Raw genomic sequence first — 11,802 nt, 5'->3', positions numbered from 1 at the left:
CCTGGACGCCGTCGCCGACGCACTGCCGCGCACCCCCGCCGCGGCCCACGCGGCGGGCGCCCCGTTCGCCGCCGCCGCGGCCCAGCACATTCCGCAGGCCCGCCCCTGGGCCGTCGAGGCGGCGGCCGGACTCGACGCGGGCGTGAAGGTGTCGCTCCGCCTCGACCTGGCGCAGCACGCCCTGTTCGACGGAGCGGAGGAGACCGACGCGGCGGACGACCCCGGCGCCCGCCGGGCCGGCGCCGCCGTCGTCCAGGTGCACAGCCTCGCCGACCCCACGCGCGTGGTGGACGCCGCCCGCCTGTGGGCCGGGGAGGCCGGCGACCACTTCGGCCCCCGCACCCGCATCGACGCGATCCTCGCGGTGCGCCGCGCCGCGGCCGCCTGGCCCCCGCTCGCCCGCCTCCTGGAGCAGGACGTGCCGGACGTGCTGGCCCTCGCCGAGAGCGAGCTGATCGATCTGCTCGGCCCGGGCACGGCCCGCCTCGCGCAGGCCGGCGTCACCGTGCACTGGCCGCGCGAGCTGGCCCGCTCGCTCACCGCGACCGCCGTCGTCCGCGCCCGGACGGCGCCCGGCTCGGCGACGGACGGGACGACGTTCTTCGACAGCGACGAACTGCTCAGGTTCAACTGGCAGCTGGCGCTCGACGGGGACCCGCTGACCGAGCGCGAGATGGACGAGCTCGCCGAGTCGCACCGCGCCGTCGTCCGGCTCCGCGACCAGTGGGTCGTCGTCGACCCCGACCTCGTCCGCAAGGCGCGCAAGCGGGAGCTCGGCCTGCTGGAGCCCGTCGACGCGCTGGCCGTGGCGCTCACCGGGGAGGCCGAGGTGGACGGCGAGCGGGTCGCCGCCGTGCCGACCGGGCGCCTCGCCGAGGTGCGCGACCGGCTCACCCGGGGCCTCGACACCGTCGAGCCGCCCGCCGCCCTGCGCGCGACCCTGCGCGACTACCAACTGCGCGGTCTGGCCTGGCTCGACCTGATGACCTCGCTCGGCCTCGGCGGCTGCCTCGCCGACGACATGGGCCTCGGCAAGACCGTCACGCTCATCGCCCTGCACCTGCGCCGCGACCGGCCGCAGCCCACCCTCGTCGTCTGCCCCGCCTCGCTCCTCGGGAACTGGCAGCGGGAGATCGAGCGGTTCGCGCCCGGCGTCCCCGTGCGCCGCTTCCACGGCGCCGACCGCACCCTGGAGGGCCTCGGCGGCGGCTTCGTCCTCACCACGTACGGCACGCTGCGCACCCGCGCCGCCGAGCTCGCCGGACACACCTGGGGCATGGTCGTCGCCGACGAGGCGCAGCACGTGAAGAACCCGAACTCGGCGACGGCGAAGGCCCTGCGCATGATCGACGCCCCCGCGCGCGTGGCCCTCACCGGCACCCCCGTGGAGAACAACCTGTCGGAGCTGTGGGCCCTGCTCGACTGGACGACCCCCGGACTCCTCGGACCGCTCAAGGCGTTCCGCGCCCGGCACGCGCGCGCCGTCGAGGGCGAGGTCCCGCTGCAGGGCCACGGCGGGGTGAACCCCGAGGCGATCGAGCGCCTCTCCCGGCTCGTCCGCCCCTTCATTCTGCGCCGCAAGAAGTCCGACCCGGGCATCGTGCCCGAGCTGCCGCCCAAGACCGAGTCCGACCACCCGGCCCCCCTCACACGGGAGCAGGCGTCGCTGTACGAGGCCGTGGTGCGCGAGTCGATGGCACAGATCGAGGCGGCCGAGGGCATCGGCCGCCGCGGCCTCATCATGAAGCTGCTCACCTCCCTCAAGCAGGTGTGCAACCACCCCGCGCAGTACCTGAAGGAGGCCGAGTCGGGCCGCCCGCGCCTGGCGGGCCGCTCCGGCAAACTCGCGCTGCTCGACGAGCTGTTGGACACCATCGTCGCCGAGGACGGCTCCGGCGGCTCCGTGCTCGTCTTCACCCAGTACGTGTCCATGGCCCGGCTCCTCGCCACCCACCTGGCGACCCGCGCCATCCCCAGCCAGCTGCTGCACGGCGGCACCCCGGTCGCCGAGCGCGAGCGGATGGTGGACCGCTTCCAGTCCGGCGAGGTCCCCGTCTTCCTGCTGTCGCTGAAGGCGGCGGGCACCGGACTGAACCTCACGCGCGCGGGCCACGTCGTCCACTTCGACCGCTGGTGGAACCCGGCGGTCGAGGAGCAGGCCACCGACCGTGCCTACCGCATCGGCCAGACCCAGCCGGTCCAGGTGCACCGGCTCATCACCGAGGGCACCGTGGAGGACCGGATCGCCGAACTGCTCGCGTCCAAGCGGGCGTTGGCCGACGCGGTGCTCGGCTCCGGCGAGGCGGCGCTGACCGAGCTGACCGACCGGGAGCTGTCCGACCTGGTGTCGCTGCGCCGGGAGGCCATCCGATGAGCCCGACGCGAAGGCCGCACGTCCCGAGCCGGGCCGGCGCGGGGGAGCAGGCGCAGGCCCGCCACACGGACCTGCGCCGCACGTTCCCGCCGCTGCCGCCGCGCGCGGAGTCCGCCGGCGCCGCCCTGACCTGGTGGGGCACCGCCTGGGTGGACGCCCTGGAGGACACCGCCCTCGACCCGGCCCGCCTCGCGCGCGGCCGGTCCTACGCGGACCGCGGCCACGTCGACGCGATCACGGTGACCCCCGGCCGCGTCGTCGCCTACGTGCACGGCTCGCGCCCCCGCCCGTACCGGGCCGAGCTGCGCCTGCGCACCCTGTCGGAGGAGGCGTGGGAGCGTTTCCTGGACACGGCCGCGGCCCGCCCCGACCACATGGCGTCCCTGCTCGACAAGGACGTGCCGCACGCGCTGGCCGCCGCCGTCGACCTGCTGCCCGCCGTCGACGACGTGGTGCCCGAGTGCACCTGCCCGGACCGCGCGCACCCCTGCAAGCACGCGGCGGCGCTCTGCTACCAGACGGCGCGGCTCGTCGACGAGGACCCGTTCGTCCTGTTCCTGCTGCGCGGCCGGGGCGAGCAGGAGCTCCTCGCCGACCTCACCCGGCGCAACGCGACGCACGCCGCGGCGGAGCAGTCCGAGGCGGCCGCGCCCGCGCTCGACTCGGTGCCCGCCCACGAGACGCTCACCTCCGACGTGCAACGGCCGCCGCTGCCACCGGAGTTCCCGGCCCCCGCCCTCCCCGAGCGGCCCCCGTCCTACCCGCAGGCGCCGGGCGCCCCCGACCCGCTCGCGCTCGACCTGCTGGCCACCGAGGCGGCGGGCCGCGCCCATGCGCTCCTCACCACCGGCACGGACCCGATCGCGAGCCTCACGGCGTGGCAGGACGCCGTCCGGCTGGCCGCCGCCCACCCCGGCTCGGGGCTGACGGCGGCGACGCGCGCGCTGTACGCGTCGCTGGCCCGCGGCACCGGCCGCACCCCCGCCGACCTCGCCCGCGCGGTCGCCGCCTGGCGGCAGGGCGGCATCGACGGCCTCGGGGTCCTGGAGGAGGAGTGGGACCCGCCGGCCGGCCCCTTCGACCGGGCCCGCCCGGCCCTCCTCGCCACCGGCCACCCCGAGTTCCGCCCCCGCCGCAACCATCTGTCCACCCCGTCCCTCCAACTCCGCCTGGGCCGCGACGGGTTGTGGTACGGGTACGAGTCGGACCCGGGCCGGGAGGACTGGTGGCCGCGCGGCGAGCCGGACGCCGACCCGGTGCGGGCCCTCGACGGACTGCTGGGCGGCTGACCCGCCCGGCGCCTCATCAGGCGCCCGTCCGCACGGCCCACTCCCGCAGCCGGGCGAAGTCGTCCGCGCGCAGTCCCCGCCGCGGATGGATCGTGAGCAGCAGCGCCGGCGCGTCGTGGTGGGCTCGCACGTACGCCACGTCCCGCTCGGTCACCATGTCGTCGACCCAGGCGAACGGCCGCCCGGCCGCCCACTCCACGAGCGTCCGGGTCTTCCAGTACAGCCCGTCCGGGTCGTGGGCGAACAGCTCGGGCCACTCGATGACCGGCAGCTCCCCGGCCAGGCCGATCGCGGGGCCGATCATCTCGTTCGCCTCGTGCATCCACGTGGTGGCCCAGGCGAGTTCGTACGGCAGCGCCCGCAGCAGCGCCCCGTGTCCCGGGTGCAGCACGACCCGAAGCCCGCGCCGCCGGCTGCGCGAGCCCGGTTCCTGACGGGCCAGCCAGGTGCTGGGGCTGAGCCGGTGCGCGTGGTAGCCGTGCAGCCGGGGGAAGCGCGCCGCGTAGGGGTTCAGCGGCCCGTCGACGTCGAGCAGCAGCAACGGCCTGTCGGTCATACCGGGAAAATGCCCGCCGCCGCCCGCGGGTACGCACGACCAGCCGCCCGTACCCGTACCCGTACCGAGAGGCCCTGGCGCTCGTACCGAAGTGCGCTAGCGCACGCTCGGCGCCGCTGTCTCCACGAAACGGCTCAGTGCCTCCTTGCTGCGCTGCGAGCGGCGGTCGCGGTCCGTCTCGTCCGTCGCCTCGTGCATGCAGTTCGTCAACTCGAAGGCCTGCTCGGCGAGTTGGCGCAGCCGCGGGTCGTCGCAGACCAGCTGGACCCGGACCAGTGCCTGGCGGGCCGCGATCCGCGCCTCGTACGAGGCGAAGCGCGCGGTCTCCGCCTCCCGGCCGCCCGGGTTCTCGTGGGAGCGGAACCAACGGTCGTTCTGGCTGCGGCGGAAGTCGAAGAGCGCACCGGCGAACGCGCTGTAACTGGAGATGCGTTCCTGGCGGAGCTGTTCGGCGCGGGCCAGTTCGGCGCTGCGCACCGTCGCACGGCCCTGGAAGTAGTGCGTGACGACCGAGCCGAGGAGCGTGCCGAGCACGGCTATCAGGGCGGCGTCCACGGGCTAGCCCCGGCCGGGCAGCGACATGCCGCGGCCCGCGAAGTAGTCCGCGAACCGGGCGGCGGGCAGCTCGGCCGTGCGCGTCGCGGCGTCCGTGCCCGACGGGTTGTGGAAGTGGAAGCCGGTGCCGTCGGCCGTGCGGCCGGTGACCAGGACCAGATGGCCGCCCCGGCCGGGCGCCGGTTCGTGCGGGCGGCGGATCGCGTAGTGGACGGAGGCGACGACGAGACGCCCCGCGTCGAGCTGTTCCCCGATCCCGGCCACGCTCAGCTCGCGGTGCACCCGGGCGTCCAGGCCGTGCACGTCCCGTACGTACTCCACCGCCGGGGCGTACACCATGCCGTGGATCTCGCCCGCCGCGTCGACCGTGTACGCGCCGAACTTCAGGGCCCCGTCGCGGAGTTCGAAGAGCGAGGGCGCCTCGGCGCCGAGTGCCATCCGCAGGCAGGTCGCCCCGCACAGATGGCCGCACCAGCGCGCGTAGTCCGCCACCGTCGTCGCCCCCGACTCCCGCCACGCCGGGTCCTGCGCCCGGTCGAACTCCCCGGACACGATGGGCCCGACCAGCTCGGGCGAGGCGAACTGGGTGTGGCTCGGGTACGAGCAGGTGGTGCAGGACGGCACGGGTGCTCCCGTCTTCAGGCCGGCAGCGTCATTGGCGGTAGCCGCTCAGGAAGCGGCCGATCCGGCTGATCGCGGCGTCGAGGTCGTCAGCGTACGGGAGGGTGAGGATGCGGAAGTGGTCGGGGCGCGGCCAGTTGAAGCCGGTGCCCTGGACGACCTGGATCTTCTCGCGCAGCAGCAGGTCGAGGACGAACTTCTCGTCGTCGACGATCTTGTGCACCTTCGGGTCGAGGCGGGGGAAGGCGTAGAGGGCGCCCTTGGGTTTGACGCAGCTGACGCCGGGGATCTCGTTCAGCTTCTCCCACGCCTTGTCGCGCTGCTCGTGCAACCGGCCGCCGGGCGCGGTCAGTTCACGGATCGACTGGCGGCCGCCGAGTGCGGCCTGGATGGCGTACTGGGCGGGCGCGTTCGGGCACAGCCGCATGGAGGCGAGCATCGTCAGCCCCTCCAGATAGCTCTTGGCGTGCTGCTGCGGCCCGGTGACGACCAGCCAGCCGGACCGGAACCCGGCGACGCGGTACGTCTTGGACAGGCCGGAGAAGGTGAGCACGACGAGGTCGGGGGCGAGGGCGGCGGCGCTGTGGTGCACGGCGTCGTCGTACAGGATCTGGTCGTAGATCTCGTCGGCGAACACCATCAGGCCGTGCCGCCGGGCGAGGTCGAGGACGCCCTCGACGATCTCCTTCGGGTAGACGGCGCCGGTGGGGTTGTTCGGGTTGATGAGGACGACGGCCCTGGTCCGGTCGGTGATCTTCGCGGCCATGTCGTCCAGGTCCGGGTACCAGTCGGCCTGTTCGTCGCAGACGTAGTGCACGGCCTTGCCGCCGGAGAGCGTGGTGACCGCGGTCCACAGAGGGAAGTCCGGGGCGGGGATGAGGACTTCGTCCCCGTCCTCCAGGAGCGCCTGCACGGCCATCGAGACCAGCTCGGACACGCCGTTGCCGAGGAACACGTCGTCGACGCCGACGTCCAGGCCGAGCCCCTGGTAGCGCTGGGCGACGGCGCGCCGGGCGGACAGGATGCCGCGCGAGTCCGTGTAGCCGTGCGCCTGCGGGAGCATCCGGATCATGTCCTGGACGATCTCCTCGGGCGCCTCGAAGCCGAACAGCGCAGGGTTGCCGGTGTTCAGCCGCAGCACGCTGTGGCCGGCCTCCTCCAGCGCGTTGGCATGCTCGATCACCGGGCCGCGGATCTCGTAGCAGACCTCGCTCAGCTTGCTCGACTGCCGGAACTCCATGTGCGTGCCTCCTAGCTGGGGTACTTGGTTTTACCAAGTGGGAGCTTGGAAAGTCCAACAAGATGCATAGACTGCGCGTCATGCCACGCCGAAGCTACGACCAGTACTGCGCCGCCGCCCGCGCCCTCGACGCCGTCGGGGACCGCTGGACGCTCCTGATCGTGCGCGAACTCCTCGCCGGGCCGCGCCGCTACACCGACCTGCACGCCGACCTCCCCGGCGTCAGTACGGACATGCTGGCCACGCGTCTGAAGGACATGGAGCGGGACGGACTCGCCACCCGGCGGCGGCTCACCGCGCCGGCCTCGGTGTACGTGTACGAACTCACGCAGCGGGGGCGCCAGTTGCTGCCCGTGCTGCACGCGCTGGGCGAATGGGGCGCGGCGGAGCTGGCCGAGCGGCGGCCGACGGACGCGGTGCGGGCGCACTGGCTGGCCCTGCCGCTGCTGCGGCAACTGGAGGCGCTCGGCGAGCCGGGCGTGGTCGAGGTCCGCGTGGACGAGGGGGAGTTCCACGTGCGGGTGGGCGGCGACCCGGTGTACGGCGACGGGCCGTACGAGGCGGGCACCGCGGACGCCCGGCTGGTCATCGGCGCGGCCGTGTGCGACGAGGTGGCGCGGGGGGCGGCCGGACTGGTGGAAGCGGTGCGGGGCGGCCGGATCGCGGTGACGGGCGAGGGGGCGCTGGCGAAGGCGCTGGGTGGATCGAGCCACGCCGTCGACTGAGGAGTCGGGGAGCGGGGCCCGGGGCGCTGCCCCGGACCCCGCGTGCGTTCAGCCGTCAGACTTTCCGGCGTCAGACTCCGGCCGGACGGCCCGAGCCCCGCGTCAGGGCGTACCCCCCGATCCCGGCCAGCGCGGCGAGCACCGCACCGGCGCCCGTCCACAGCCACCGGCTCGTCCACCAGCCGGACGACCAGTCCTGGTCGTCGGACGCGGTGACGGTGCCCGGCACCAGCGGAGCGGACAGCGTGCCGTCGACCGCGGCCGCGCCGCCGATGTCCCGCGAGGTGGCCTCGGCCGACGCCGTCACCGGCAGACCCAGATCGGCGTCCGCGAGCCCGGTCACCGTCAGCCGCACGAAGTACGTGCCGGGCAGCGGGTCGTTCGCCCACGGCTCCGACCACGCGCGGACGGTCCGCAGCGTGCAGGCCAGGTCCACCCGGGCGGCGTCCGCCGCCACCGTGCGCGCCTGCGTCCCGTACCTGCACGACTGGCGGCGGCGCAGCCCGTCGTACACGTCGATCCGCCAGGTCTGCGCACCGTGCCGGGCCTGCGCGTCGGGCAGTTCGACCGATGCCTTCACGGTCGGGCGCTGACCGGCGTCCGCCGGGAACGACCAGTACAGGTAGTCACCCGTGGACGCGCTCGCCGTCGCCTTCTGGCCCTGCTCGAACTGCGCGGCCGTACGGAACGACGTGCCCGCCTCGGCCGGCGCCTTCTTCGCGTCGTCGTCGGAGTCCGCCGCGGCGGCCGGTCCGGCGAACGCCGCCAGGGCCGTCAGGGCCAGCAGCGCACCCGCGAAATACCGTCTGCTACGCATCAGTTGGTCCTCCAGACAGCGATACGCCAACGCGAGATCCAGCCCCACACGACACCCGCGACGAAGCCGGCGACGACCAGCGCGGCCAGGAACCACCAGCCGCGGCCGAGCCCGAAGGCCGCCACGTCCGACGCCTCGTCGGGACCGTCCACCACATCGACGGTCAGCTCGACGGGCAGGCCCGGCGTGGTCTTCACCGACGCGGGCGCGGAGTAGGAGTGGGACACCTGGAGGCAGACCGTCTCGGCCGCGGCACCGGCCTCGTCCTCGTCGTCCGCCTCCGCCTTCGGATAGCGCAGCCCGGTCGAGATGACGTCCGTGCGTCCGTCGCCGGCCTCCTGGCCGCGGACGATCTCCCGGCCGTGCGTGGTGACCGCGCGCAGCAGCACCCCGTAGTCCCGGTTCACGGCGCGGTCGGCCGCGACGCTCACCGACGCCCGCAGCTCCTTGCCGGGCTCGACGGCCACCCGGTAGAAGCGGTGCTCGCCGAACTTCTCCCGGTCGGTGTACAGACCGGGCTTCAGCTCCGGCGCGTCGGCGCACTGCGCCGTACCGTCGACGGCGACCGGAGTGACCACGGGATCGGCGGCCCGGTCCACCAACTGGCCCACACGGTCGGTGAGTTCGTCCTTGTGGCGGACCGAGGTGTAGGTGCCGCCGGTGGCGTCGGCGATGCAGGACAGCTGCTGCCGCGTCTTGGCGTCGGCCACCAGGCCGAGCGTGTCGATGGTGAGCCCGATGCCCTTCGCGGCGATCTCGCGGGCCACCTCGCACGGGTCGAGCGGCTGGCAGGTGTCCTCGCCGTCGCTGATGAGGACGAGGCGCTTCGTCCCGTCACCGGAGCCGAGGTCGTCGGCCGCCTTCAGCAGCGCGGGGCCGATCGGCGTCCAGCCGGTGGGCTGCAGCGTCGCGACGGCGGTCTTCGCGTCCGTGCGGTCCAGCGGGCCGACGGGGTAGAGCTGCTCGGTGTCCTTGCAGCCCGTCTTGCGGTCGTCGCCGCGGTAGTTCGCGCCCAGCGTGCGTATCCCGAGCTCGACCTCCTCCGGCGTCGCGTCGAGCACCTCGTTGAACGCCTGCTTCGCCGCGGCCATCCGCGAGTCGCCGTCGATGTCGCGGGCCCGCATGGAACCGCTGACGTCCAGCACGAGCTCGACCTTGGGAGCGGGCTTGTCCGGCTCGTCCGCGTACGCCCCGGCAGGCGCGAGCCCGCCCAGGGCCAGGGCCGCGAACAGGGCACACGCGCCCGCCGCCAGCCGTTGTCTAGTGATCATCGGCGGATCCTATGGATCATGCGGGGGCGATGCCAAAACGAGGCCGGGGCCGGCCCCTGCCTCAGCCCGTCGCCCGCGCGCCGCGCCCCAACTCCCGCCCGCCGAAAGCCTTCGCCCCGTCCATCCCCTGCCACCACGCCGCCAGGCCCGCGGAGTCCAGGGACCGCCAGTCCGGGGTGGACTCCACCATCGCCCGGCCGAGGCGGCGGCCCAGGTCGACCATGGTGCGGCCGGTGGGGGCGCGGTCCGCGTCGTAGGCGGTGAGGGCCGCGGGGAGGTCGGGGGCCGTGGTCAGGGCGGCCTCCAGGGCCGTCGCGTCCTGGAGCGCCTTCACCGAGCCCGCGCCGGTGTGCGGCCGGGCCACGGTCGCCGCGTCACCGATCAGCAGCATCCCCGGTGCCGTGTACCGGTCGGCCGTGAAGTCGTACAACGGCTGCAGGATCAGTTCGTCCGGCGTCGTGAGGCGGACCAGATCACCCCAGTACGGCGGCAGCAACTCCGCCGCCACATGGGAGAGATGGGCTCGCAGCGCGTCCGACGCCGTGCCCGGCGGCAGGCTCGTCGGCGAGGTGAGCGCCGCGTCGTGGCCCGGCGGCGGTGTCGTGTAGAGGACCCAGTTGGCGCGGTGGCCGCCGGTCTCCGGGTCCGGGATGCGGTACACGACCAGATGGCCGCCGGGAAAGACGACGTACGCGCACTCGTCCTCGGGCCACCGCCCCGGATCGCCGAGGCGCTCGACGGGGAACGCGCCGCGCCACGCCGCGTACCCGGCGTACACCGGACTCGTGGCCCCGCAGGCCGCGGCCCGCACCACGGACCGGTAGCCGTCCGCGCCCACCACCAGGTCGAACCGCTCGGGCGTCCGGTCCCCGACCCGCACCAGGGCCCCGGCCCCGTCCGGCGCCGCCGTCACCTCCCGGACCGGCGCACCGGACCGGAAGTCCACGTCCGACGGCACCCGTCGCCGCAACTCCCGCCACAACGGACCCCAGTTGTACGTCCGGAACGGGAACGGCGCGCTCCAGATCCGCCGGCCCAGCGGCCCGCCGTCGCGGCCGTCGCGCACGTACCAGCGGCGCGTCGCCATCTGCACCCACGGCATCCCCGCGTCGACGTACCCGGAGGCGGCCAGCTCCGCGTACCGGTCGTTGTGCAGCGCCACCCCGACACCGCGCTCGCCGAGCGGCCCCTCGGCACGCTCGAAGAGCGTGATGGAGCCGATGCCGCCGCGCCGCACGGCGAGCGCCGCGGCGCACCCCGCGATGCTGCCGCCCACCACGGCGACCGACGCGCCCGTTTCCCTGCCCATGCCCGACTCCCCGCTCCGTCGCCCCTGATCCGCACCGCGCGCGATCCTCCCAGGCAGCGGCGGCGGACACGCCGGTGTCGAGCGGACGCGGCCGATTAGAGTGGCAGGCGTGCTGCGCGAAGTGACTGCCGTCCGATACCTGAACCCGCTGCACACCGGAGGCTCGGTCCCCGGTGTGGTGGAGGCGGACGACCTCGGCACGTACGTCCTGAAGTTCACCGGCTCCGCGCAGGGCGTGAAGGCACTCGTCGCCGAGATCGTCGTCGGCGAGCTGGCGCGCCGGCTCGGCCTGCGCTTCCCGGAGCTGGTGCTCGCCCACTTCGACCCCGCGGTCGCCGCCGACGAACCGCACCAGGAGGTCCAGGACCTGCTGCGGGCCAGCGCCGGGCTCAACCTCGGCATGGACTTCCTGCCGGGCGCGGTCGACTTCACGCCCGAGATCGCCGAGACGTTCCCCGTCGACCCGCTCGAAGCGGGCCGGATCGTCTGGCTCGACGCGCTCACCGTCAACGTCGACCGGACCGTGCACAGCTCGAACCTCATGGTCTGGCCCACCTTCGGGACGGCCCCGCCCCGGCTCTGGCTCATCGACCACGGTGCGGCGCTCGTCTTCCACCACCGGTGGGAGGGGGCGGCGCCCGACAAGGCGTACGACTTCAAGCACCACGCGCTCGGCGGCTACGGCCCCGACACGCGCGCGGCCGACGCGGAGCTGGCGCCCCGGGTCACCGGGGAACTCCTGCGCGAGGTCCTCGCCCTGGTGCCGGACGCCTGGCTCACGGACTTCGCCACGCCGGACGAGGCGCGGGACGCGTACGTGACGTACCTCCTGGCCCGCGCCCGGTCCTCCGCGGCCTGGCTCCCCACGGACTTCCCGTCCCGGGACGAGCTGGCCGCGGCGGATGCGCGGCGGGCTGCCGCGACGCAGAAGGGGCGGCCGGCGTGGTTGAAGCGGGTGCCGGACCTCCACGGCAAGCCGGCAGCGGAGCAGGACTGGTCCGTTCACCTGGGCTGACCCGGGGGTCGGATCGCGTCTGCCCCGGGG

11 protein-coding genes are annotated in these 11,802 nt (G+C 74.5%); 4 read left to right on the top strand and 7 right to left on the bottom strand.

Annotated features, from left to right (window positions below):
- A partial coding sequence (locus RBJ77_RS43905) for a DEAD/DEAH box helicase (protein WP_372350114.1) occupies positions 1–2,374 on the top strand: 2,374 nt, incomplete at its 5' end.
- Positions 2,371–3,663 (top strand): SWIM zinc finger family protein, encoded by a 1,293-nt coding sequence (locus RBJ77_RS43900; protein WP_372350113.1) that lies wholly within the window; start codon positions 2,371–2,373, stop codon positions 3,661–3,663. The genes RBJ77_RS43905 and RBJ77_RS43900, both read left to right, overlap by 4 nt.
- A gap of 16 nt (positions 3,664–3,679) precedes the next feature.
- Here RBJ77_RS43900 and RBJ77_RS43895 read toward each other — a convergent pair whose 3' ends face one another.
- From RBJ77_RS43895 to RBJ77_RS43880, 4 genes are all read right to left on the bottom strand, one after another.
- Positions 3,680–4,219, bottom strand: coding sequence for a hypothetical protein (locus RBJ77_RS43895; RefSeq protein ID WP_372350112.1), 540 nt, complete (start codon positions 4,217–4,219; stop codon positions 3,680–3,682).
- Between the two features lie 96 nt (positions 4,220–4,315).
- Positions 4,316–4,774 carry a hypothetical protein gene (locus RBJ77_RS43890; protein WP_372350111.1) on the bottom strand — a complete coding sequence of 153 codons (459 nt, stop codon included), beginning with the start codon at positions 4,772–4,774 and terminating at the stop codon, positions 4,316–4,318.
- Positions 4,775–4,777: 3 nt separating this feature from the next.
- Positions 4,778–5,398: a C39 family peptidase gene (locus RBJ77_RS43885; RefSeq protein WP_372350110.1), complete on the bottom strand. Its 621-nt coding sequence runs from the start codon at positions 5,396–5,398 to the stop codon at positions 4,778–4,780.
- 28 nt (positions 5,399–5,426) lie between these two features.
- Complete coding sequence (locus tag RBJ77_RS43880; RefSeq protein ID WP_372350109.1) at positions 5,427–6,635, bottom strand: pyridoxal phosphate-dependent aminotransferase; 1,209 nt, start codon at positions 6,633–6,635, stop codon at positions 5,427–5,429.
- Between the two features lie 80 nt (positions 6,636–6,715).
- Between RBJ77_RS43880 and RBJ77_RS43875 the strand changes: the two genes are divergently transcribed.
- Positions 6,716–7,360 carry a winged helix-turn-helix transcriptional regulator gene (locus RBJ77_RS43875; protein WP_372350108.1) on the top strand — a complete coding sequence of 215 codons (645 nt, stop codon included), beginning with the start codon at positions 6,716–6,718 and terminating at the stop codon, positions 7,358–7,360.
- Between the two features lie 70 nt (positions 7,361–7,430).
- On the opposite strand, the gene RBJ77_RS43870 is transcribed toward RBJ77_RS43875, so the two are convergent.
- From RBJ77_RS43870 to RBJ77_RS43860, 3 genes are all read right to left on the bottom strand, one after another.
- Positions 7,431–8,177, bottom strand: a complete 747-nt coding sequence (locus RBJ77_RS43870; protein WP_372350107.1) for a hypothetical protein — start codon at positions 8,175–8,177, stop codon at positions 7,431–7,433.
- Positions 8,177–9,448 carry a VWA domain-containing protein gene (locus RBJ77_RS43865; RefSeq protein WP_372350106.1) on the bottom strand — a complete coding sequence of 424 codons (1,272 nt, stop codon included), beginning with the start codon at positions 9,446–9,448 and terminating at the stop codon, positions 8,177–8,179. Before RBJ77_RS43865 ends, RBJ77_RS43870 begins: the two co-directional genes overlap by 1 nt.
- A gap of 61 nt (positions 9,449–9,509) precedes the next feature.
- A complete protein-coding gene (locus RBJ77_RS43860) occupies positions 9,510–10,757 on the bottom strand; it encodes an FAD-dependent monooxygenase (protein ID WP_372350105.1) in 1,248 nt (415 codons plus the stop codon).
- A gap of 109 nt (positions 10,758–10,866) precedes the next feature.
- On the opposite strand from RBJ77_RS43860, the gene RBJ77_RS43855 reads away from it, so the two are divergent.
- Positions 10,867–11,772, top strand: coding sequence for a HipA family kinase (locus RBJ77_RS43855; RefSeq protein ID WP_372350104.1), 906 nt, complete (start codon positions 10,867–10,869; stop codon positions 11,770–11,772).
- Positions 11,773–11,802: the final 30 nt, after the last annotated feature.

It is taken from the genome of Streptomyces sp. KL116D (assembly GCF_030766975.1).
In the GTDB taxonomy this organism is placed as follows: domain Bacteria; phylum Actinomycetota; class Actinomycetes; order Streptomycetales; family Streptomycetaceae; genus Streptomyces; species Streptomyces longispororuber_A.
Note: the sequence above shows the minus strand (reverse complement) of the source record. Positions and strands in the feature narration are given on the sequence as shown.